General features: G+C 65.5%; 19 protein-coding genes. 8 read left to right on the forward strand and 11 right to left on the reverse strand.

Features of this window, described 5'->3' with window-relative positions:
* Positions 1-21 precede the first annotated feature (21 nt).
* Together AC1DIN_RS24175 and AC1DIN_RS24180 are read right to left on the reverse strand one after the other, a co-directional pair.
* On the reverse strand, positions 22-285 hold the full coding sequence (locus AC1DIN_RS24175; RefSeq protein ID WP_476766909.1) for a DksA/TraR family C4-type zinc finger protein: 264 nt from the start codon (positions 283-285) through the stop codon (positions 22-24).
* Between the two features lie 85 nt (positions 286-370).
* Positions 371-583 carry a hypothetical protein gene (locus tag AC1DIN_RS24180; protein ID WP_476766908.1) on the reverse strand — a complete coding sequence of 71 codons (213 nt, stop codon included), beginning with the start codon at positions 581-583 and terminating at the stop codon, positions 371-373.
* 49 nt (positions 584-632) lie between these two features.
* On the opposite strand from AC1DIN_RS24180, the gene AC1DIN_RS24185 reads away from it, so the two are divergent.
* The 4 genes from AC1DIN_RS24185 to AC1DIN_RS24200 all read left to right on the forward strand — a co-directional run bounded on the left by AC1DIN_RS24185 (position 633) and on the right by AC1DIN_RS24200 (position 5,210).
* Positions 633-1,496, forward strand: a complete 864-nt coding sequence (locus tag AC1DIN_RS24185) for a sulfite reductase subunit alpha (protein ID WP_476811602.1) — start codon at positions 633-635, stop codon at positions 1,494-1,496.
* A 186-nt stretch (positions 1,497-1,682) separates the two neighbouring features.
* Positions 1,683-2,357, forward strand: a complete 675-nt coding sequence (locus tag AC1DIN_RS24190) for a response regulator transcription factor (protein ID WP_476811603.1) — start codon at positions 1,683-1,685, stop codon at positions 2,355-2,357.
* On the forward strand, positions 2,354-3,718 hold the full coding sequence (locus tag AC1DIN_RS24195; protein WP_476811604.1) for a sensor histidine kinase: 1,365 nt from the start codon (positions 2,354-2,356) through the stop codon (positions 3,716-3,718). The genes AC1DIN_RS24190 and AC1DIN_RS24195 overlap by 4 nt, the downstream gene beginning before the upstream one ends.
* Positions 3,719-3,917: 199 nt before the next feature.
* Positions 3,918-5,210 carry a patatin-like phospholipase family protein gene (locus AC1DIN_RS24200; protein ID WP_476811621.1) on the forward strand — a complete coding sequence of 431 codons (1,293 nt, stop codon included), beginning with the start codon at positions 3,918-3,920 and terminating at the stop codon, positions 5,208-5,210.
* Between the two features lie 136 nt (positions 5,211-5,346).
* On the opposite strand, the gene AC1DIN_RS24205 is transcribed toward AC1DIN_RS24200, so the two are convergent.
* The 5 genes from AC1DIN_RS24205 to AC1DIN_RS24225 all read right to left on the reverse strand — a co-directional run bounded on the left by AC1DIN_RS24205 (position 5,347) and on the right by AC1DIN_RS24225 (position 11,276).
* A complete protein-coding gene (locus AC1DIN_RS24205; protein WP_476811605.1) occupies positions 5,347-6,828 on the reverse strand; it encodes a M81 family metallopeptidase in 1,482 nt (493 codons plus the stop codon).
* Positions 6,829-6,873: 45 nt separating this feature from the next.
* A complete protein-coding gene (locus tag AC1DIN_RS24210) occupies positions 6,874-7,719 on the reverse strand; it encodes an ABC transporter permease (RefSeq protein ID WP_476811606.1) in 846 nt (281 codons plus the stop codon).
* Entirely contained in the window at positions 7,716-8,648 is a 933-nt protein-coding gene (locus AC1DIN_RS24215) for an ABC transporter permease (RefSeq protein ID WP_441472567.1), read from the reverse strand. The genes AC1DIN_RS24210 and AC1DIN_RS24215 overlap by 4 nt, the downstream gene beginning before the upstream one ends.
* 134 nt (positions 8,649-8,782) lie before the next feature.
* On the reverse strand, positions 8,783-10,351 hold the full coding sequence (locus AC1DIN_RS24220) for an ABC transporter substrate-binding protein (protein ID WP_476811607.1): 1,569 nt from the start codon (positions 10,349-10,351) through the stop codon (positions 8,783-8,785).
* A gap of 46 nt (positions 10,352-10,397) precedes the next feature.
* Positions 10,398-11,276: a MurR/RpiR family transcriptional regulator gene (locus AC1DIN_RS24225; protein ID WP_476811608.1), complete on the reverse strand. Its 879-nt coding sequence runs from the start codon at positions 11,274-11,276 to the stop codon at positions 10,398-10,400.
* A 140-nt stretch (positions 11,277-11,416) separates the two neighbouring features.
* On the opposite strand from AC1DIN_RS24225, the gene AC1DIN_RS24230 reads away from it, so the two are divergent.
* Positions 11,417-12,700, forward strand: coding sequence for an NAD(P)/FAD-dependent oxidoreductase (locus AC1DIN_RS24230; protein WP_441472564.1), 1,284 nt, complete (start codon positions 11,417-11,419; stop codon positions 12,698-12,700).
* A 285-nt stretch (positions 12,701-12,985) separates the two neighbouring features.
* Here AC1DIN_RS24230 and pgm read toward each other — a convergent pair whose 3' ends face one another.
* The 3 genes from pgm to AC1DIN_RS24245 all read right to left on the reverse strand — a co-directional run bounded on the left by pgm (position 12,986) and on the right by AC1DIN_RS24245 (position 16,608).
* Positions 12,986-14,638 (reverse strand): phosphoglucomutase (alpha-D-glucose-1,6-bisphosphate-dependent), encoded by a 1,653-nt coding sequence (gene pgm / locus AC1DIN_RS24235; protein ID WP_476811609.1) that lies wholly within the window; start codon positions 14,636-14,638, stop codon positions 12,986-12,988.
* A 142-nt stretch (positions 14,639-14,780) separates the two neighbouring features.
* On the reverse strand, positions 14,781-16,127 hold the full coding sequence (locus AC1DIN_RS24240) for a UDP-glucose dehydrogenase family protein (protein WP_476811622.1): 1,347 nt from the start codon (positions 16,125-16,127) through the stop codon (positions 14,781-14,783).
* An 85-nt stretch (positions 16,128-16,212) separates the two neighbouring features.
* A complete protein-coding gene (locus AC1DIN_RS24245) occupies positions 16,213-16,608 on the reverse strand; it encodes a hypothetical protein (protein ID WP_441472679.1) in 396 nt (131 codons plus the stop codon).
* Here AC1DIN_RS24245 and AC1DIN_RS24250 point away from each other — a divergent pair.
* Together AC1DIN_RS24250 and AC1DIN_RS24255 are read left to right on the forward strand one after the other, a co-directional pair.
* Positions 16,555-17,571, forward strand: coding sequence for an NAD-dependent epimerase (locus AC1DIN_RS24250; protein WP_441472674.1), 1,017 nt, complete (start codon positions 16,555-16,557; stop codon positions 17,569-17,571). The genes AC1DIN_RS24245 and AC1DIN_RS24250 overlap by 54 nt on opposite strands.
* A gap of 138 nt (positions 17,572-17,709) precedes the next feature.
* Entirely contained in the window at positions 17,710-19,128 is a 1,419-nt protein-coding gene (locus tag AC1DIN_RS24255; protein ID WP_476811610.1) for a phosphomannomutase, read from the forward strand.
* A gap of 166 nt (positions 19,129-19,294) precedes the next feature.
* On the opposite strand, the gene AC1DIN_RS24260 is transcribed toward AC1DIN_RS24255, so the two are convergent.
* On the reverse strand, positions 19,295-20,653 hold the full coding sequence (locus tag AC1DIN_RS24260; RefSeq protein WP_476811611.1) for a porin: 1,359 nt from the start codon (positions 20,651-20,653) through the stop codon (positions 19,295-19,297).
* Between the two features lie 387 nt (positions 20,654-21,040).
* On the opposite strand from AC1DIN_RS24260, the gene AC1DIN_RS24265 reads away from it, so the two are divergent.
* On the forward strand, positions 21,041-21,451 hold the full coding sequence (locus tag AC1DIN_RS24265; protein WP_476811612.1) for a hypothetical protein: 411 nt from the start codon (positions 21,041-21,043) through the stop codon (positions 21,449-21,451).
* The last annotated feature ends 43 nt before the right edge of the window (positions 21,452-21,494 follow it).

A 21,494-nucleotide genomic window follows, 5' to 3' on the forward strand; every position in this document is an offset into this window, starting at 1 on the left:
TGTTCAGCAGCGCGGCCCTGCCTACCTCAGCTGGCTGTCCTTGCTGCCGCGCCGGTTATAGGCGGAGGACGCCGCCGACCGATCATGGCCCGACTGGCAGTGCACGCACAGACGCGCGCCCGGCATGGCGCGACGGCGCGCCTCGGGAATTTCCTCGCCGCATTCCTGGCAATGAATCTCGCCCGGCCCCGCCGGCAGCCGTGACCGCGCCAGCCGGACCGCATCATTGATGGAATCGTCGATCTGATCCTGAACGGCTCCGTCGGGAGCCCAACCGCTGGCCATCCTGACACCTCCCTGCCAAGAGGATATGGGGCGCGCCGGGCGAAAATCCAACGCTGGCGCGCCTCCGCCGCCGCGGCCTTCCGCGTCAGGCGCCGCTGGTCGGTTCTGTGGCGGCCCTTTCGAGCGTGCTCACCACCTCGTCGAGGCTCTCCTTCACACCGAGCAGAAAATCCTTGCGGAAGGCGATGATCGTATCCGGCGGCTCGCCCTTGAAGGTGTAGACCACGCTGACCTGATCGGGATTGACGTAGACGGGCTCGCCGTCCTTCGGCGAGGTGAACTTGCAGAGCTTGGGCATGGTGCGATCTCCATCGGGTGCCCGAACGCTGACATTGCCGGACCTGCCCATGCAACGACATCGTTATCGGGGAAGCTTTCGCTACAGGCTCGCATCGCGTCAGTCCACGGCCTGCACGGACGAAGCCCGCGGCAAGGCCAGACGCCTTGCCGCCGATGAAGACCCCGATGGAGACCTCGACCGGCTCGACGTACTCGGAACGCTGCACAAGTTCTCGCAGGCGCGGCTCTCGGCCGAGGCCTTCGTCGAGGCGCTCGATCCGCTCTGGCCGCGGCTCTACTCGATCTCCTCGTCGCACAACGCCACGCCCGGCCGCATCACGCTGACCGTCGATACTGTCCGTTACAAGGTCGGCTCGCGGCCGCGCTGGGGCGTCGCTTCGACCTTCCTCGCCGAACGCGTGCTGCCCGGCGACGAGGTGCCGGTCTATGTCCAGCGCGCCCATGGCTTCGGCCTGCCGGCCGATCCGGCAACGCCAGTGATCATGTGCGGCCCGGGCACGGGCGTCGCACCCTTCCGCGCCTTCCTGCACGACCGGCTGGCGACGAAGGCGCCGGGCCGGAACTGGCTGTTCTTCGGCCACCAGCGCCGCGCTTGCGATTTCTTCTACGAAGACGAGCTGCAGGCGATGAAGGATTCGGGCTTCCTCACCAATCTGACGCTGGCCTGGTCCCGTGATGGCGAGAAAGTCTATGTGCAGGACCGCATGCGCGAGCGCGGCAGCGAGCTCTGGGCCTGGCTCGAACAAGGCGCACATTTCTACGTCTGCGGCGATGCCAAGCGGATGGCCAAGGATGTCGAGCGCGCTCTGGTCGATGTCGTCGCCGAACATGGCGCTCGCTCCAGCGAGGAAGCCATCTCCTATGTCGCGTCTTTGCGCAAAGCGGGGCGCTACCAGACCGACGTCTACTAGGGATCGCCGGTTCGCAAGCGGTCCGGAGACACCTTGCCCGGCAATGTTGCGGCAAGCATGGGGGGCGATATCGGCCAAAGCCCAACCCCGCCCAAAGCCCCCATCATGCTGCAGCCGTCAGCGTCTTCCACCGCCCGCGAGCCAAACGCGGGCACCACGCTCATGCACGGCCACTGAGTATCCGGCATGCGCATTCTTCTGGTCGAAGACGAACCGGAGATGGCCAGCGCATTGCGCACGGCGCTCGGGCAACGCGACATGGTCGTCGACCATGTCACCACGCTGGCCGAAGGCGAGGAAGCGATCGCGGCCGGCGTTCATGGCGCGGTGCTGCTCGATCGCAATCTGCCGGATGGTGACGGGCTCGATCTGCTTCCCCGCATACGCGCCCGGAAGCTGCTCGCTCCCGTCATCGTGCTGACCGCCCGTGGCGACATCGAAGAGCGGGTCGAGGGGCTCGATACGGGCGCCGACGACTACCTTGCCAAGCCTTTCGTGATCGATGAGCTCCTCGCGCGGCTGCGCGCCGTGCTGCGCCGATCGGCGGAGCTGGCACCGGACCTCCTGCGCATCGGCCGTTTCGAATTCGACTGGCGCAATCGCAGCGCGAGCGTGGATGGGCAGGCCCTCGATCTGCCGCGGCGAGAGCTGCTGGTGCTGGAGAGCCTGCTGCGCCGTCATGGCCGCGCCGTCCAGCGCACGACATTGGAAGAAGCGGTCTACGGCTTCGACGACGAAATCCAGTCGAACGCGCTCGACATGCATGTCTCTCGCCTGCGCCGGAGGTTGAGCCATGCCGGGGCGGAGCTCGAAATTCACGGAATCCGGGGTATCGGCTATCTGCTGAAGCGGGCGGCATGACCTTCCAAGCACCGCGTACCCATTCGCTGAAGTGGCGGCTGGTGCGCCGGCTGCTCGCGCTGCAAGCTGCGCTGCTCTCGCTGCTGGTCGTGTCGATCATCGCCGCGCTCTATCTCGGTGGCCATCTCCTCAACTTCGAATCCGAAGACATTACGATCGACGCACTGAAGGACGCAGTGTTGCGCGACGCCACTGGCAGCCTGACGATCCGCGAGACGCCGGAACTGATCAAGCTGCGCGCCGAGGTGCCCGACCTCTGGTACATCGTGCGAGACCGGCAGGGGCGCCAGCTCGTCGAGGGATCTCCGCCGTCTCATTTCGCGCACATCGGCGATGCGCTGGATGACATCGGCAATGCCCGCCTGGGTTGGAACCTGGGGGACCCGCCGCGCGCGAACGCCCAGATGCGCTGGGTCGGGAGCGCAGCCGGCGACATCCAGGTCGTGACCGGTCCAGGAGGCGAGGCGCCGCTCCGCTGGCTGATCCAGGGTATTCTCGTCGTCTTCGCGAGCTTCGTGTTGCCCACGCTGGTCGTCATGGCGCTGGCGACCCTGATCGCAACGCCCATGGTGGTCAGTCGGGCACTAGGCGGGCTTGGAACCGTTGCTGCGGAGGCGGAGCGGATCGACATCGACCGCCAAGGCACCCGCCTGCCGACGGTGCTGACGCCGACTGAAGTCACGCCGCTCGTCGATGCGGTCAATCGTGCCCTGCAACGGCTGGACGAGGGGCATTCCCGGCGAAAACGCTTCCTCGCCGACGCTGCTCACGAGCTGCGGACGCCGATCGCGATCCTGCAGACCCGGCTGGAGACGTTGCCGGGCTCGGCCCAGCGCGGCCGGCTGCTTGAGGATATCGCCCGGCTCGCCGTGATGGCCGAGCAGTTGCTCGACCTGCAGCGGTTGGAACGCGCTCCCAACGCCTTCGTCAGGCTGGACCTCGTCGCGATCGGCCGGCGCGTCGCCAGCGATCTTGCGCCGCTCGCCATCAACGCCGGCTACGCGCTCGCCTTCGATACCGAGGCCGAGCGGGTTGACGTCATCGGAGACGCTGCGGGGCTCGAGCGGGCGCTCGTCAATTTGGTGCAGAACGCCATTCAGCATGGCGGCCGGCGCGGCACGATCACCATCTCGGTCGGAAGCGAGCGGATCGTCGATGTGATCGATGAAGGCCCCGGGATCGCGGCCGAACAGCGCGAGCGGGTGTTCGAGCCCTTCTCCCGCATCGCCCATCAGGATCGAGGGGCTGGCCTGGGGCTTCATCTCGTGCGGGAAATTGTCCGGCTGCACGGCGGCGCAATCGCAATTCTGGATCGAGCGCACGGAGCCTGCTTTCGCCTGAGCTTGCCGATGCCGACCTGAACGCCTCGGGTTCATCGCGGGCATAATGCTGAGATAATCGACCGAAGCGACATCTCCCGCGGCCTGGGCGTCCCAACAAGAGAAGACGGCGGGCGGTGGAGATAGCGCCCGCATGGTTCTCAAGCCGACAAGCCAGCCGACTGCCGGCTGCTGGAAGAAGGCACTGAAGGTTCTGGGAATGGCGGCACTGTCCGTCGGCATGGCAGCTTGCGCCAGCCCCTCAAATCCTCCCTCGAACCTGCCCTTGACGGAGATCGCGGCGTCGGCGGGCCCACGCTCATCGCCCGCGCGTTCAGGGACCACTGCAGTCCTGCTGGCTCTGTCAGGCGGAGGGGCTCGTTCTGCCGCCTTCGGATACGGCGTTCTGTCGGCGCTTGCCGATCAACGGGCCCCCGAGGAAACGGGCCGGACGCTCGCGGACGATATTGCGGTGGTCGCCGGCGTTTCAGGCGGTGGCATGCTGGCGGCCTATGTCGCCTTGCATGGCCCGTCGGGTATACCGGCCTTCAGGCGCGATTACCTCGATCAGGATCCCGAAGCGTCGCTGCGGACCGCCTTCACGCCGGACAATCTGCTGCGCGGCTATCGCGGCGGCGTCAATGACCTCACCGGCCTCGGCGCCTGGCTCGATGCTCATCTCTATCATGGCGCAACCTTCGGCGACCTCGAGCGCACGGGAGGGCCGCGCCTCCTGCTGCACGCGACGGACCTCTATAATCGTGCGCCCTTCTCCTTCGATCGCGAGAGTTTCCGCACGATCTGCAGCGACTACGCCACCTTTCCCCTATCCCATGCCGTCGCAGCCTCGGCAGCCGTGCCGGTCTTGTTTGCGCCGGTTGTCCTGGAAAACTTCAACGCAGCCTGTCCGCTCGTTCCAGGCGTCCCTGTGGCGCCGGCTGCGAGCTCCACGGTCGTGTCCCATCTTCGGGAAACGCAGGCTCGTTACGCGACGGCTACCGACCTGCGCTACCTCAAGCTGCTCGATGGTGGACTCGTCGACAATCTGGCCACCCAAAACCTCATGAGGTCGATGCGCGGACCGGCGCCGTCGCCACTCCCGGAGGCGACAGCGCGGGAGGTGAGGCGCATCGTCGTGATCGTAGCCGACGCCTCGCTGCGCGTCGGCGGCGACATGTCGACATCGACGGACGGCCCGGGAGCGCTGGACACCATCACGGCCTCGATCGATACGATGATCGACAATTCAAGCCGGGCCAGTCTCGACGGGCTGGAGGAGGAGACCAGGCGCTGGCGGAAAAGCCTGGTCCGCTGGCGCTGCGATGCCATGCAAACGCGGGATTGCGACAAGCTCGAGATCAAGTTCGTGAGGCTGTCCTTGGCAGACATACGCGCGCCCGAGACGAGAGCCCGCATTCTCGAGCTCCGCTACAAGCTCTCGCTCAAGGCCGACGAGGTCGATTTCCTCTCCGGTCTCGGGCAGCGCCTTCTCGTCGCCGGTCTCCGGAACGGTCGGATCATCGCCGCGCGGTGATCCAGATCGCAGAGCGCACCCGAATCGGGCCCCAAGCTGCGGGAGTCTCAACAGCTTGAGACCGGCCGCTTCTCGCGCAGAACGCATGGCCAACTCGGATCGACGGGGGAACGACGGCTCCCGACGCAGGCGCCGACTATGCGTCGAGCGGGAAGATCGGGCGCCGCACGCGGCGATAGGGCAGCTTGGTGAGATCGGGTGTGCAGAGCGCGCCGCTGTCGCAGACGATGACCTTGCCTGCAATCGGCTCGAAGGCGGCACGGAAATGCTGCATCGACTTCAGCGCCACCACCCGCTTGGCGGCGGGATCGATGCCGAAGGCACGGAACTGCTGGAGGTCGTTCATCTGGGCGCGGATCGTGGTGACGAGGATCTCGATATCACCGACACGCAGCACGGCGCACGGCCCCCAGCTCGCGTGCAAGCCGCCCATCATCGGGCCGTCTCCGACATAGGCACCATCGCTGACGCTGACGAGCGTGCCGGTGAGCGCAAGCGGCCCGCCGCCGATCTCAGGGTCGACCTTGCCGCCGAGCCGGACGGAGACTATCGAGCCCGGCCTGGACCGGTGCAGCTCGGCCGCAGCCTCAGGGTCGACGATCGGCCCGAAGCAGGCATCCTTCAGATCGGCGGCGATCATGCCCTTCAGCAGTTCGGTCGCATCGCCATAGCCTCCGCCGCCGGGATTGTCGGCATAGTCGGCGATGATGAGGGGGCCGGAGGTCGCGACATAGCCGGCCGCCTCCGCCACCGCTTCCTCCACCGAGAGGAACGGCGTGACCTTGTCGAAGCGGCGCTGCCACATGTCGTCGACCAGCGCTTCCGCGAAGGCACGGTGGCGCTCGTGATCGCCCTGGCAGGTGACGAGGACGGTCGGGCCTACCTCCTGGATATCGGCATTTCCGAAGCCGCCGTTGACGCTGACCGCGAAGACATCGGCCTCCTGCTCATAGGCCTTGGCCTTGGCGATGCGCTCGACCATCGGGCCGATATCGGTGCGTCCGCCATTGACCTCTTCCAGCATCGGCCGCTCGGCGCGCAGCGTCACCGGCCTGATCTCCCCGGCCATCGTGCGCTGCATGATGCCGGCCGCCAGTCGCCCGGTCTCGCGGACATCGACATGCGGGTAGGTCTTGTAGGAAACGACGATGTCCGCCAGCTCCGCCATCTTACGGGTGACGTTGGCGTGGGGGTCGAGCGTGATGCCGATCGGCACCTTCGGGCCCAGCACCGCGCGCAGGCGCTCCAGCAGCTCGCCTTCGCCGTCCTCGCAGAACTCCGTCACCATCGCCCCGTGCAGGCCGAGCAGCACGCCGTCGATCGCCCCGCCATGCGCCTTGGCCGTATCGACGATGACACCGGCGATGTGATCGTAGGCGTCTCGCGTCACCGGCCCCGATGGCTGGGCGGCGGCGCTGATCGCGTGGATGACACGCCATCCGGCCGGCCGGCCGATATCAAGGAAGCCCGCGATAGGCGTGTTGGCCTCGCCGCGTTCGGCGATGGCCGCCTCTCCAAGGCGAATACCGCGGTCCTGGAAGGCGGCACGGTCCGCCGGGCAGCGGCTGAAAGTGTTGCTCTCATGCGAGAACTCGGCGGTCAGCACGGTGAAGGTCATGGCGTTCCTCGCGGTCTCTTTATGTTTCGCTTGAATGGCGGAGCGTCAGCCGTCGCGCAGCGGCCGGCGGATATCGAGCGCCTCGATCAGCGCGTCGCCGAACAGGTTGATGGCGATCACGGTCGTGGCGATGACGAGGCCGGGGAAGATGATGATCCAGGGCGCGATGAAGATCTGGGCGGTGCCGGAGCTCATCATCGCACCCCAGCTCGGGATCGGCGGCTGGGCCCCCAGCCCGAAGAACCCGAGCGTCGCTTCGAGCACGATCGCATCGCCCGTCGCCAGCATCCCGGCGACGATGACCGGCGTCATCGCGTTGGGCAGCAGGTGCAGGAAGAGAACGCGGGCGGGGCTCGCGCCGGCCGTCACCGCGGCATCGACGAAGAGCTCCCCCCTCAGCGCCATGACCTGCGCCCGTGTCAGCCGGGTGAACTGCGCGAGATAGGCGATGGCGATCGCGATCGCCGTTGAATGCAGGCCGGGGCCCAAGATCGCGATCAGGATCAGGGCCAGCAGGATCTCCGGGAATGACCAGGTCAGGTCGACGACGACGGTGACGGCCCGGTCGAAAATGCCGCCGAAATAGCCGGCGGCAGCGCCGAGCGTCGCCCCCGCGATCACCGAAAGCGCGATGGACAGCACGCTCACGCTGAGCGAGGTGCGCGCGCCCTGGATGATGCGCGAGAGCAGGTCGCGCCCGAACTCATCGGTGCCGAGCCAATGCGCGGCCGAGGGCGGCGTGTTCGCCATGGAGAGCTTCTGCGCCGCATAGTCGTAGGGCGCGATCCAGGGTGCGAAGATGGCGCAGAGCACGAGCGCGATCAGGAACAGGGCGCAGAGGGCGCCGCGCGGCGAGCGCGCAAGCCGGGACACGAGGGACGAACGGCTCATCTTGCACCCATCGCTTCGCGCAGACGCGGATCGAGCGCCGCCTGGGCGAGATCGCCGAGCAGCGTGCCGAGCATCACCGCAATGGCGAGCATCAGCAGGCAGCCCTGCACCAGCGGATAATCGCGCTGCCCGAGCGCCGTGATCAGCAGCGAGCCGAGACCCGGCCGCGCGAAGACGTATTCAACCGTGACGGCACCGCCGAGGATCCAGCCGATGCGCAGGCCGAGAATGGTCATCACCGGCAGCATCGCCTGCTGGAGCACATGCCGGAGCTGGATGCGCCAGAACGGCAGCCCCTTTGCCTGGAGCACGCGCACGAAGTCCCGGCCAGAGATCTCGACCATGGCGGCGCGGGTGACGCGGGCGATCAGCGCCGTGCCCCCGATACCGATGGTCAGCGCCGGCAGCACCAGCGCATCCCAGCTCCGGGCGCCCGAAACCGGGAACCATTCGAACTGCACGGCGAACATCAGGATCATCAGCAGCGCCAGCCAGAAGCTCGGCAGCGTCGAGCCGAGCAGGATGAAGCCCATCACCGCCCGGTCGAACAGGCTGTCGCGGAAGGAGGCGGCGAGCACGCCGGCCACGATCCCGACGGTCGTCGAGAACAGGAGCGCCGTGCCGCCGAGCGCGAGGCTGTGCGGCATGTTCTCCGCGATCAGCTGCGAAACCGGCTGGCGCATCACGATGGCGTCGCCGAGATCGCCTGTCACGACCTTGGCGAGCCAGCGCCCGTACTGGACGAGCAGCGGCTGGTCGAGGCCGTAGCGGGCGATCATCTGAGCCCGCTGCTCGGGCGACGAGCCGACCTGGATCAGATGCTCCAGCGGGTCGCCCGGCACGAGATGGATGATCATGAAGATCACCAGCGAGACGGCGAGGAACACCGGCACCAGCATGGCGAGCCGCCGGATCGCGAAGCGCAGCAAGGGTCTCTCCCGTGTGCGGCCGTGGCCTAGAGCATCGGACCGAAAAGTGGGATCCACTTTTCGGACGAATCCGATGCGGCAACAAAAGATAGATCGCCGTTATCGCGTCCTGTCGGACGCGCGGCGATCCAGGCTCAGTTCGCCGGCGCGATGTCGAGCATCGTCGGTCCGTAAAGTCCGGTCCCGCGGATCTTCTCGGGCATCGCGATGCGCTTGCCGTAGGCGAGGCTCTGTGCGGGCTGGTAGATCGGCGCGAACGCGTACTGCGACAGCACGTACTCATGGTACTTGGTGAAGTTCGCGACGCGCTCGTCCCAGGTCTTCGACTTGTTCATGGCGATGTCGTTCAGCCGCTCGGCTTCCGGATCGTTGAACATGGAGACGTTGGGATAGCCTGCCCGCTTCGCGGCGAAGAACCAGTCGACGATGTCGGCATTGGTCCACTGATAGGAGCGGATCGCGAGCTGGTGCTCGGTCTTCTTGCGATACTGCGCGTTGATCGAGCCCGCATCGATGATGCTGATGTCGGCCTGCATGCCGACGGCCTTGAGCTGGGCCTGGACGATCTCGACGAGCCGCTTGAACTCGGTGCCGTTCTGGGTCCAGAGCTTCACCTCGAGGCGCTTGCCGTCCTTGACGCGGATGCCGTCGGGTCCCGCCTTCCAGCCGGCCTCGTCGAACAGCTTCTTCGCGCGCTCCGGATCGTAAGAGATCCTGTATTTCGGCTCGACCTGCGATTCCCTGAGCGAGGAGATCAGGAAGGTGTCCGCAGCCGCACCGTTGCCGCCATAAAGGCTGGTCAGGATCTCCTTCTGGTTGACCGCGAAGGCGGTTGCCTCACGCACCTTGATGTCGGTGAACGGCTCGACGCTGGTGTTGATCGGCATGTAGACCAGCTCGTTGCCGGGAATGGTGACGAGCTTCACCGCCTTGTCGGCCTGGATGCGCGGCAGGAAGTCGGTCGGAACGTTGACCAAGAGGTCGGCGCCGCCGGTCTTAAGCTCGAGATAGGCGGTCGATTCCTCCGCGATCTCGCGGAAGGTCAGCTTCTTGAACTTGGCCGGCCCTTTGTTGGCCGACAAATCCGACGCCCAGGCATAGTCGTCGTTGCGGACCAGCACGGTCTGCTGGCCGACGGTGAACTGCTGCATCTTGTAGGGGCCGGTGCCGACAGCTTCCGTTACGCCGAACTTGTCGCCGAGCGCCTGAAAGGCCTTGGGCTCGGGAATGCACATGAAGGAGCTGGCGAGATTGAACAGCAGGTTCGGGTCGGGATGCTTCATGTGGAAGCGCACCGTCAGGTCGTCGACCACCTCGACACGGTCGATCGCCTCGACGGTGAAGGCGTTCTCGGTACCCTTGAACTGCGGAACCCACCATTCGATGGTTTTGGCGTTGAACGGCTCGCCATTGTGGAACTTCACGCCGGGCTTCAGCTTGAAGGTCCACTGCATGCCGTCGGGGCTCGCTTCCCACGACGCCGCGAGCTGCCCATGGAAGCTCTGATCGGCATCCTGCACCACCAGCCGGTCGAAGATCAGCGTGGTGGCGGTATTGAGCTTGGTCGCCTTGATCGGATTGTAGGCCGGCGCGCCGACGAGGCGCGCGGTCATCACGAACGTCGCTTCCTGCGCCGGCGCGGCGGTCGCGCCAAGCGCGGCTAGCCCCAACGCCAGAAGGCTCCCCTTGATCATCGTCTTCATCCCGCTTCCCCTTTTGTTTCGAGATGTTGCGAAAGGCTTGTGTGGTTCAGCCCAGAGGGCCTGAGTTGTCGCCGACATGGCCGGTGAAGCGGCCATAGAGTTCAGCCATCCGGTTCAGCCGCTGCTCGACCTGCGGGCCGAGCTCGACGAAGACCGCGTTGATCAGCAGATTGCTCAGGCTCGCCATCTGGGCGGTCGAGTCCCAGAACAGGTTGAACTCGGTCGAGACGACCAGCATTTCGTCGACGAGGCCGCGGCCCCAGTCGCAGAAGGAATCGGTCACGAGCGTGGTCGGGATGCCGGCCGCCTTCGCTTGCTCTGCCAGCACCTTGGCCATGCGCGAATAGCGCCGCGCTTCGAAGATCACGAGATGACGCCCGGCATCGCCCGAGAGCAGCAGCTCCGAGAAATTGCCGGCGGCAAGATCGACGAGATGCACGCCGTCGCGCAGATACTGCAGCTGGTTGGCGAGGTACTGCGCCAGGCCCCGCTCGGTCTGAAAGCCGGTGACATAGACGGAGGGCGCCGTCGCCAGGCGCCGGGCAACCCGCTTCCACTCCTCACCCTGGGCGAGTTCATAGAGCCTGACGAGACCGGCGATCTCGAGTTGAAGGCTGCGCGCGAGCTGGTCGTCGCCCGCGAGGCTGCGCTGCTGGAAATCGCGCAGCCGGTCGCTGATCAGCCAGGGTCTGTCGCCGATCTCCTCGGCAAGCCTGCCCTTGAGGTCCTTGAGGCTCTTGTAGCCAAGCGTCCGGCAGAAGCGCCCGACGGTCGGTTCGCTGACCGAAACCTTCTCGGCCAGGCTGGCCGCCGTCTCGAAAGGCAGGCTCGGCATCTGCGCCAGCATGTAGCTCGCCAACGCCTTGTCGGCCTTGGAGCCGTGGGCGAGGCAAGCCTGCAATCTCTGGCGAAGGGTTTGAGACATCTGAGCTCCGGACGACGCCCCATCAAGAAATTTTTCTTTCACGACGTCAAATGATTTTTATTTTCTTGCAAAACCTTTCCGTTTGAGGCTCGTCTTCCCGGTGCCCGCTTCGGGTGGATGGAGACGGGCTTTCCCGCGCAATGACCACTGCAATACGAGACGCCGATGTGATCGTGCTCGGAGCCGGAATCGTCGGCGTCAGCGCGGCGCTGCATCTGCAGGAGCGCGGCCGCAAGGTTCTGCTGGTCGACCGCGGCGAGCCCGGCGGCGAGACCAGCCACGGCAATGCGGGACTGATCGAGCGATCTTCGGTCGTCCCCTATGCCTTTCCCCGTGATTTCGCGACGCTTGCCGCCTTCGCGTCGAACCGCTCGATCGCCGTGCGCTACCGCCCGGCCACGCTGCTGCAGATGGCGCCCTGGCTCGCTCGCTATTGGTGGAATTCGGCCCCCACGCGCCTGGACAAGCTGGGCCGGGCGATCCTGCCGCTGATCGAGCGCTGCATCGATGAACACAGCCATTGGACGAAGGCAGCCGGAACCGAAGCGCTGATGCGAAGCGGCGGCTGGATCGAGCTCTATCGCGACCGGCGCGGGTTCGAGCAAGCGACGAGGGCGGCTTCGGATCTGCAATCCTACGGCCTCGCCTATGACGTGCTCGATGACCACAGCCTGCACCACCGCGAGCCCGGACTGCTGCCGGACGCGATAGCCGGTGCCATTCACTGGCGCGACCCCGCGACGGTGACCGACCCCGGGGCAGTCACGCGCGCTTATGCGGCGCTCTTCGCAGCCCGCGGCGGCATCGTGGCAAAGGCCGACGCGCACGGCTTGAGGCACGAGCAGTCGGCGTGGCGCCTGCCGACCGAAGCGGGCAAATGGCAGGCATCAGAGGTCGTCGCCGCTTTGGGGCCTTGGTCAAAGGAGCTTTACGAGCGCTTCGGCTATCGCTTCCCGCTGGGCTTCAAGCGCGGCTATCACATGCACTACGAGATTGCGTCCCAGCTGGCTCCGCGGCACCCGCTTTGCGACGCTCGGGCCGGCTTCGTGCTGACGCAGATGCAGCGCGGCGTCAGGCTCACGACGGGGATCGAGCTGGCCGGGCGCGACCAGCCGTCCGATACCTGGCAACTCGACCGAGCCGAACAGATCGCACGAGGCATGATGCCGTTGGGGCGGCGTCTGGATGCCGAGCCGTGGCGCGGTTCGCGCCCCTGCCTGCCCGACATGCTTCCCGTGATCGGCCGTGCCCCCCGGCATACCGGCCTATGGTTCGCATTCGGCCATGCCCATCACGGCTTCACGCTTGGACCCGCGACCGGACGGCTGCTGGCGGAGGCCATGACAGGCGCCCCGACCTTCTGCGACATCGCGCCCTTTGCGGCCGAGCGCTTCCGGACGAAGGCTTTCGGCTCAGGCGAATGACCTGCCCGGCCGATCTACTCTATGACGGGCGCTCCTTCGACGAGCTGCAGGAACACCGCTGCGCAGGCGAGGTAGAAAATCCCGACATAGATCACGGATGCCCCTCCGAGCCATTATCGTTGGCAGAACCTGAATCGGTCCGGCCAGACTGCCATATCGGGGCAAAAATCGAATAAAATTCGCGGCCCTATCCCCAGCGATCGATGATGCGTCGCATCATGAGTCTCCTGCCGGCCGACGAGGCCGGCAGGAGACCAGGCTGTAACGAATTGCGCCGAAGCCTCCTCAGGCTGCTCCGCCGATCGCCGCGCCGACGATGCGCCGTGCATCCTGCTGGATTGCCGCCAGATGCGCCTCGTCGCGGAAGCTCTCGGCGTAGATCTTGTAGACCTCTTCGGTGCCGGACGGGCGAGCGGCGAACCAGCCATCGGCAGCCGTCACTTTCACGCCGCCGATCGCGGCACCGTTGCCCGGCGCCTCGCTGAGAATGGCAGTGATGGGTTGGCCCGCAAGTTCCGTGATCGTGATCTGCTCGGCAGACAGGTTCTTGAGGATCGCCTTCTGCGCCGACGTCGCGGGGGCATCGACCCTCGCATAGCGGGGATTGCCCAGTTCGGCCGTCAGTTTTCCATAGAAGACGCTGGGATCGGCGCCCGTCTTCGCGGTGATCTCGGCCGCGAGCAGGCCCAGGATGATTCCATCCTTGTCCGTCGTCCAGACCGTGCCGTCCCGGCGCAGGAAGGAGGCGCCGGCGCTCTCCTCGCCGGCAAAGCCGAACGCGCCCGAGAGGAGGCCGTCGACGAACCATTTGAAGCCGACGGGCACCTCGACCAGCCTGCGCCCGAGCTTGGCCGCGACGCGGTCGATGATGGCGCTCGACACGACGGTCTTGCCGATCGCGGCATCGCCGCGCCAGCCGGGCCGGTTGGCGAAGAGATAGGCGCTCGCCGTCGCGAGATAGTGGTTGGGATTCATCAGCCCGCCGCTGCGGGTGACGATGCCATGCCGGTCTGCATCCGTATCATTGGCGAAAGCCACGTCGAACTTGTCGCGCATGCCGATCAGGCTCGCCATGGCGTAGGGCGAGGAGCAGTCCATCCGGATCTTGCCGTCCCAGTCCGCGGTCATGAAGCCGAAGGTCGGATCGACCTCCTTGCTGACGATGGTCGCCTTCAAACCGTAGCGGTCGATGATCGGCTGATAGTAGTCGAGCCCGGCGCCGCCGAGCGGATCGATGCCGATCGAGACCCCGGCCCTGGCGATGGCCTCCATGTCGACGACATCGGCAAGATCGGCGACGTAGCCGCTGATGTAGTCGTGCCTGCGGATATGCTCGCTCTTCAACGCCCGCTCATAGGGGACACGGCTGATCCCGGCGAGCTTGTCTGCAATGAAGGCATTGGCCTTCTTCTCGATCCAGCCGGTGGCGTCGGTGTCGGCCGGGCCACCATGCGGCGGGTTGTACTTCAGGCCGCCATCCGCCGGGGGGTTGTGCGAGGGCGAAATGACAACGCCATCCGCTTTGCCGGAGCTGCGGCCGCGGTTGTAGGTCAGGATCGCGTGCGAAATCACCGGCGTCGGCGTGAAGCGGAGCGCCTCGTCGATCATCGTGGTCACGCCATTGGCGGCGAAGACCTCCAGCACGGTTTCGAAGGCGTTGCGCGAGAGCGCGTGGCTATCGATGCCGAGGAAGAGTGGCCCCTCGATGCCCTGCTCGCGACGATAGAGGCAGATCGCCTGAGCGATGGCGAGAATATGGGCCTCATTGAAGGACAGCGAGAATGCGGAGCCGCGATGGCCCGAGGTACCGAAGGCCACCTGCTGCGAGCGCTGCGACGGGTCCGGCCGCTCGAAATAGGCCTTCGTCAGCGCTCCCACATCGACGAGCATGGCAGGTTCGAGCCGTTTTCCCGCAAGAKGGCTGACATCATTGGACATGCTGCATCTCTGAAATCTGCTCGAGGGACATTGAGCACAGCGAAAGCATCGTCACGCGCGGGCCGGCAGGCTCGCGCCAGGAGATGCTCCCAAGGGTGCACCGGAACCTACTGTCTCGGAGTCATGATCGTCCAGCCGCCGCCTAGGCCGCGTCGGTCGCCTTGGCGGGCGCCTCCGGCGGCAGGCCTCTCCCCACATCGACATAGGTGAAGCCTTTGGCGCGCAGTTGTTCCGGCCGGTAGATGTTGCGCAGATCGAGCAGAACCGGAGCGGCCATCAAGCTTTTCACCCGGTCGAGGTCGAGTGCGCGGAAGATGTTCCACTCGGTCACGATGACGGCAGCATCCGCCTGGGCCACGCAATCATAGGCATTGGCGCAGTAGATCACCTCGGCAGGCAGCATCGCCTTGGCCTGCTCCATGCCTTCGGGGTCATAGGCGCGGATCGTGGCGCCGCCATCCTGCAGCGCCTGAACGATCGCCAACGAGGGGGCATCGCGCATATCGTCGGTGTTGGGCTTGAAGGTCAGCCCGAGCACGGCGACCGTCTTGCCCCGAACAGACCCGCCGCAGGCCGCCACCACTTTCCGGCCCATGGCGCGCTTGCGCTGATCGTTCACCGCCGCGACGGCCTCCACGATACGCGCCGGCGTGCCATAATCCTGAGCCGTCTTGATCAGCGCCAGCGTATCCTTCGGGAAACAGGACCCGCCGTAGCCGGGGCCGGCGTGAAGGAACTTGCTGCCGATCCGATTGTCGAGCCCCATGCCACGGGCCACGTCCTGCACATTGGCGCCGACCTGCTCGCACAGATCCGCCATCTCGTTGATGAAGGTGATCTTGGTCGCCAGGAACGCGTTCGCCGCATATTTGGTCAGCTCGGCAGTGCGACGGCTCGTATTCAGGATCGGCGCGCTATTGAGGTAGAGAGGGCGATAGACGTCCGCCATAATCGTGCGCGCCCGCTCCTCCTCGGCGCCGATCACGATGCGGTCCGGCCGCTTGAAGTCCTCGATCGCCGCGCCCTCGCGCAGGAACTCGGGATTGGAAACGACGGAGAACTCGGCATCGGGACGCAGTTCGCGGATAATGCGCTCGACCTCGTCGCCCGTTCCGACCGGGACCGTCGATTTCGTGACGATGACGGTGTAGCCGCTCAATGCCTGCGCGATCTCGCGCGTAGCCGCATAGACATAGGAGAGGTCCGCGAAGCCGTCGCCGCGCCGGGACGGGGTGCCCACCGCGATGAAGACCGCATCGGCCTGCGCGACCGGACCTGCAAGATCGGTCGTGAAGGACAGCCGGCCAGCCGCGGCATTGTTGCGCACGAGATCGGTCAGACCCGGTTCGAAGATCGGGATCTCGCCCCGTTTCAATGCGACGATCTTGCTTTCCTGCTTGTCGACGCAGACGACATCATGGCCGAAATCCGCAAAGCATGCGCCCGACACCAGGCCGACATAGCCGGAACCGATCATAACGATCTTCATCATTCACTCCTCGACAGCGTCGACATCCGGGATGCGGAAGACGCCGCTTCCGGAAGCACACCCGCGTCGTCTGTTCTCATCTCGCCTATCCGCCGATTGCGGCGCGGATATCAACGGGTGGACTTAAGCTCAAAGCTGCGCTGTCCTGAAACGAAATCAGCCGAGATGCAATCGATCCAGCCGCATCGCGGCCGAGGCGGCGGTCGCGAACGCGCATCCCTCTGGGGATGCTGGCACGCATGACGACGACCGCCGCCTGCCCATGCTTTCGGCGATCGGCATGGTTCCGCGCGCCCATCAAGATCGCGGCCCGAGCATCGCATCCCCCTTGCGTGTCAAAATCGTCGCGCGGCGCTTGCGACGTTGCGGCGCATCGCGAATAAGACGCCAGAACCGCACGAACGAAGATGATCGCATGAAAGCCAATCTGCCGTTTGAACGTGTGCTTTTGACAGGCGCCGCCGGTTTCGTCGGCTTTCACGTCGCGGAGGCTCTCCTTGATGCGGGCGTGGAGGTGTTCGGCATCGACAGCCTCACCCCCTACTACGATCCGGCGCTGAAGCAGGCGCGGCTCGACCGCCTTCAGGCGCGCAACGGCTTCTCGTTCGAAAAGTGCGACATTGCCGACTATGACGGCTTGGAGACGGCTTTTGCCGCGTTCCGGCCGCAGGTCGTCATCCATCTCGGCGCCCAGGCCGGCGTGCGCTACTCGCTCGACAATCCCCGTGCCTATGCGAGCGCCAATCTCGACGGCTTCCTCTCCGTCCTCGAAGCCTGCCGCCGGCATCCGGTCGACCATCTCGTCTACGCTTCATCGAGTTCGGTCTACGGCGCGAACGCCAAGGTGCCGTTCAGTGAGCATGACCGCGCCGACCATCCCGTATCGCTCTATGCCGCGACCAAGCGGGCGAACGAGCTGATGGCCCATGCCTATTCGCACCTCTACGCCATTCCGACGACTGGCTTGCGCTTCTTCACGGTCTACGGCCCCTGGGGTCGTCCGGACATGGCTTACTTCAAGTTCACCAAAGCGATTCTCGAGGGCCAGCCCATCGACGTCTATGCCGAGGCCGAGATGAGCCGCGACTTCACCTATGTCGACGACATCCGCGAGGCGATCGTGAAGCTCGCCGGCCTGCCGCCTGTGGCCAACCCGAAATTCGATGCTTCCGACCCCGATCCCGCGACGGCATCTGCGCCGTTCCGCATCTACAATATCGGCAATCACACGCCGGTCCGGCTTGACCGCTTTATTGCGGTGATCGAGGAAGCCTGTGGACGCAAGGCCATCAAGAGGCAGCTGCCATCTCAGCCCGGCGATGTGCCCGCGACTTATGCCGATGTCGGCGATCTGGCGGCTCGCACCGGCTTCAGCCCTGCGACGCCGATCGAGCAGGGCATCACGCGCTTCGTCGAATGGTATCGCTCCTTCTACAACATTTGAGGGCGAAGCGAGCGAAGGAGGCCGTCAAGCCGGACCAGGAAACAAGCCGTCGATGCGGCACCTGAAGCCAAGCAATGAATTCTGATATTCACCTTCCATCCTTTGAACAGCGTTCGAGCTCGGGACGATCTTCCTCTCATGACCAGCCTGAAATTCGGAACCTCCGGCCTGCGCGGCCTTGTCGGCGAACTCGTCGGCCTGCCGACCTACAGCCATGTTCGCGCCTTCTGCGCGATGCTCCGCGACAATGATACGCAAGCGCAGGCAGACGTGCTGATCGGGCGGGACTTGCGTTCATCGAGCCCGCTGATCGCCAGTCAGGCTGCTCAGGCGATCGTCGATGCGGGTCTCGTTCCCATCGACTGCGGGACCGTCCCGACACCCGCACTGGCTCTGGCCGCGATGACACGCGGCTGCGCGGCCATCATGGTGACGGGCAGCCATATTCCCGATGACCGCAACGGGCTGAAATTCTACCGGGCGCAGGGCGAGATCGACAAGGCCGACGAGGCACAGATCCTGGCCTGGCATGGCCGGCTGGGCCTGAGCGCGATGCCCACCCTGCAGGCCAAGACTGCACCCTATGATGCGCTGACGGCTTACCAAGCCCGTTATGCGGATTTCTTCGGCAGCTCGGCCCTCGCGGGGCTGACCGTCGGGGTCTACCAGCATTCCTCCGTCGGCCGGGACGCGATCTGCGAGGTTCTCGCCGCGCTCGGCGCGAAAGCTCTGCCGCTGGGACGCAGCGACAGCTTCATCCCCGTCGATACCGAAGCCTTGCGTCCTGAAGACGAGGCCCTGGCGCGGCAATGGGCCGCCGAGCAGCGGCTCGATGCCATCGTATCGACGGATGGCGATGCGGACCGTCCCCTCGTCGCGGATGAGCGGGGAACCTTTCTGCGCGGCGATCTCGTCGGCGCCTTGACCGCGCAATTTCTCGGGGCCGATGCGATCGTGACCCCCGTCACCTCGAATTCCGCGCTCAACCGGCCGGGGCTTTTCGCCCGCGTGTTCCGTACGCGCGTCGGCTCACCCTATGTCATCGCAGGCATGGAACAGGCCTCAAACGAGGGCGCAGCGGTCGTCGTCGGCTTCGAAGCCAATGGCGGTGTGCTGCTCGGCTCGAATGTCACCCGCGATGGACGCGTGCTGGCGGCCCTGCCGACGCGCGATGCGATGCTCCCGATCCTGTCGACGCTCGCTCTCAAGGCGCGGCAGGGCAAGCAGCTGAGCGAGATCGCGTCAGAGGCCGCCTTCGCCATTGCCTTGTCGAACCGGCTCCAGGAGATCCCCCAGGATCGCACCGCTGCATTGATCGCCAGGCTCGATACCGACGATGCAGCGTTTCGCGATGACAGCTTCTCCGGCCACGGCGGGGTGGTCGCACGCGACCGCCGCGACGGTCTGCGCCTGACGCTGGCTGATGGCAGCACGGTCCATTTCCGGGCTTCGGGCAATGCCCCCGAGCTGCGCGTCTATGTGGAGGCTGCCACGCCGGCCCTCGCCGAAGCGCTGCTCGCCGAGAACCTCGCCTTCGCGGCGGCTCAGACCCGTTGACGGACCGAGAACCGGATACCGCGCGTCGACGGTGAACGTGCCGTCGGCAGGAGAGCTGGAATAAGAGCCTTTTTGAGAATTCCCCGAGCCTTCATCCTGAGGAGCCATTCCGTCGCTAACGCAGCTGCTCAGATGCGGGCTCGGGTTTCCAAAACGTCTCCAAGAGCTAAAATACCCGCTCGATGAAGATCTGGGCGGTGCTTTGCGTGCCGGAAAGAGCTGCGGCACGCGCCGAACCGACGATGTCGAGGCGTTGCCAGGCCAGTGATCCCTCCAGTCCGAGGCGCAGGCCTGTGACCGGCCTCCAAATCAGGTTCGCAGACATTCGATCGATCCGAACCTGCCCGCCGATGTCGCCTGCGCGCGGCAGCGTCAGGCTGTAGCGGCTGAGATAGGCGTTGCTGGACCATTCGTCCGACCAATCCCAACCGATCGAGACGAGGCCGGACCACCCGCGCGTCGTCTGGTCGCCGGTCAAGAACGGCAATGCCGTGCGCCGGTCGAGCAGCGAGCCGACATAGGCGGGGGCATCGACAGCGCCGGCGATCTGGCCGGACAGGGTGAACGACCGGTCGAGCACGCTGCCTTCCCAGGTCGCGCCGATGATGGCCGCCCGCCCCGACAGGCTCGGCGCACCGATACGCGAAACCTCCCGCAACGCCACCGCACCATGCAGGGTCAACGCTTCCCCTTCATAGACAAGGCGGGCCACGCCGTCCGGCAGGCGGCGCCCCGCGGTCGGCAGCGGAATGCGCTGGTCGGCGGAGACATCTTCGGCCGACAGCGAGAGGCTTAGCTCTTCGGTAAGTGGTCGCTCGTAGCCGATCAGGGCAACGGTGCGGCTGGGAATGCGCCCGACCAGGGCGAACTCGTCACCGGTCCAGAAATCGAAGCGCGAGCTGGCCAACCCGGCGCTGAAGGCTCCCAGTGTAATGCTCGCCTCGCCGATCGTGACGTCGGTGCCACCGCCGCTGTTCGTGTCCATCGAGAACTCGAAGGCCGTTGCAAGATAATGGCCATTGGCAAGCGACTGACCGCTTTCGATCCGAAAGGTCGTGCTGAGCGGAAAGCTCGTCGTATTCTGCGGCACGAGCCCTGTCGCGCGCGCCAGGGCATTCGCTCGATAGTTGTCGCCTTGGAGCCCGGCATTCACCGTTCCGGAGACGACGATGCAGCCGCCCAAGCCGGGCGAGACGAAGCCGGAGGGCGGAGGATCCTCCTCGTCGTCGTCGTCGTCCGCCTCGTCTTCCTCATCGTCATCTCCCGTATCGTCGGCGCCAGCCTTGCCGGGGGAGATGGAGGGTGGTTCGGGCAGGAGGGGCTCGAGGTCCGGTGTCGCTATGGTGCAGCTTCGCAGAAGGGTCAGCGGCCTGCCGGCTGCCCTTGCCTCTCCGACAAGGTCCAGCAGGCCGATCGATGCCGCCGCCCCGACCGCAAGGACGACCCCTTCACGGCCAGCCGCCCTGGCAATATCGCGTGCAAGGCTTGCGCGCCGAGCCGGCTTGCTGGCGGCATCCTGTTTCAAAGTCTGATCGCTTCCGCAGCCCGGCTTGTCGCGCTGCCGCCGCCAGATGCCGCGACGTCGCCGCGAGCCATCCTCAACCGCAGAGCAACCACGATCCGCGCCTCGTGATTGACGGGAATGTCTTGGTACATCTTGATATCAAGACACCCCACAGTCGACAATCATCATAGCCTTCCCACCAAGCACTGATCAGAACGGATAGCATTTTCAGGCTGGGCACAACGCCCGAGACGTCGGGGGCACGTTTCCGTGGCGGAAGATATCGGCAAGAATGACCTGATAGTGGTCTCGACGCGGCACCGTTCCCAATCGGCGAAGTGCATGACCTGCCCCTCTGCCCGGCCTGCCGCAGATTTTCTTGTTTTTTCAACGCATGGGAGAGTGCAGATGCAAAGTGGAAAGCGACTGGCCGGCCTTGGGATCCTTGTCCTCGCCCTTCCCTTGCTGAGTGGTGCGGCGCACGCCGTGGACCGCATGGACGGGGCCTGGACGACGACCGCTTCGACCTGCGATCAGGTCTTCGTCAAGAGCAAGGGCAAGCTCGCGCTCAAGCGCACGCTCGATGGCTGGAGCGCCTTCATCGTCAACGGCAACCGGATCAATGGCGCGAACGCCACTTGCAACGTGAAATCCTCCAAGCAGAAGGGCGACGTGACGACGCTCCTTCTCAGTTGCGCGGACAAGATCATGTTCGACACCATGACAGTCTCGATCCGCTTCAAGGACGACGGCACCTTCGTCCGCTTCGACCCCGAATTTCCCGAGGTGGAGACGAGCTATCATCGCTGCGACCGCTGATCGCGCCCGGCACTCGGGCGCCGGGCTGGATGGACAAGGAGAA

This window comes from Allobosea sp. 05T438 (assembly GCF_056396025.1).

What these genes read in the sequence shown, in the direction of transcription:
- AC1DIN_RS24190 (WP_476811603.1), top strand. Translation starts at nt 1,683, where the DNA reads ATGCGCATTCTTCTGGTCGAAGACGAACCGGAGATGGCCAGCGCATTG.
- AC1DIN_RS24225 (WP_476811608.1), bottom strand. Translation starts at nt 11,276, where the DNA reads ATGTCTCAAACCCTTCGCCAGAGATTGCAGGCTTGCCTCGCCCACGGC.
- AC1DIN_RS24200 (WP_476811621.1), top strand. Translation starts at nt 3,918, where the DNA reads ATGGCAGCTTGCGCCAGCCCCTCAAATCCTCCCTCGAACCTGCCCTTG.
- AC1DIN_RS24185 (WP_476811602.1), top strand. Translation starts at nt 633, where the DNA reads ATGCAACGACATCGTTATCGGGGAAGCTTTCGCTACAGGCTCGCATCG.
- AC1DIN_RS24240 (WP_476811622.1), bottom strand. Translation starts at nt 16,127, where the DNA reads ATGAAGATCGTTATGATCGGTTCCGGCTATGTCGGCCTGGTGTCGGGC.
- AC1DIN_RS24205 (WP_476811605.1), bottom strand. Translation starts at nt 6,828, where the DNA reads ATGACCTTCACCGTGCTGACCGCCGAGTTCTCGCATGAGAGCAACACT.
- AC1DIN_RS24210 (WP_476811606.1), bottom strand. Translation starts at nt 7,719, where the DNA reads ATGAGCCGTTCGTCCCTCGTGTCCCGGCTTGCGCGCTCGCCGCGCGGC.
- AC1DIN_RS24265 (WP_476811612.1), top strand. Translation starts at nt 21,041, where the DNA reads ATGCAAAGTGGAAAGCGACTGGCCGGCCTTGGGATCCTTGTCCTCGCC.
- AC1DIN_RS24230 (WP_441472564.1), top strand. Translation starts at nt 11,417, where the DNA reads ATGACCACTGCAATACGAGACGCCGATGTGATCGTGCTCGGAGCCGGA.
- AC1DIN_RS24175 (WP_476766909.1), bottom strand. Translation starts at nt 285, where the DNA reads ATGGCCAGCGGTTGGGCTCCCGACGGAGCCGTTCAGGATCAGATCGAC.
- AC1DIN_RS24180 (WP_476766908.1), bottom strand. Translation starts at nt 583, where the DNA reads ATGCCCAAGCTCTGCAAGTTCACCTCGCCGAAGGACGGCGAGCCCGTC.
- AC1DIN_RS24195 (WP_476811604.1), top strand. Translation starts at nt 2,354, where the DNA reads ATGACCTTCCAAGCACCGCGTACCCATTCGCTGAAGTGGCGGCTGGTG.
- AC1DIN_RS24220 (WP_476811607.1), bottom strand. Translation starts at nt 10,351, where the DNA reads ATGAAGACGATGATCAAGGGGAGCCTTCTGGCGTTGGGGCTAGCCGCG.
- AC1DIN_RS24255 (WP_476811610.1), top strand. Translation starts at nt 17,710, where the DNA reads ATGACCAGCCTGAAATTCGGAACCTCCGGCCTGCGCGGCCTTGTCGGC.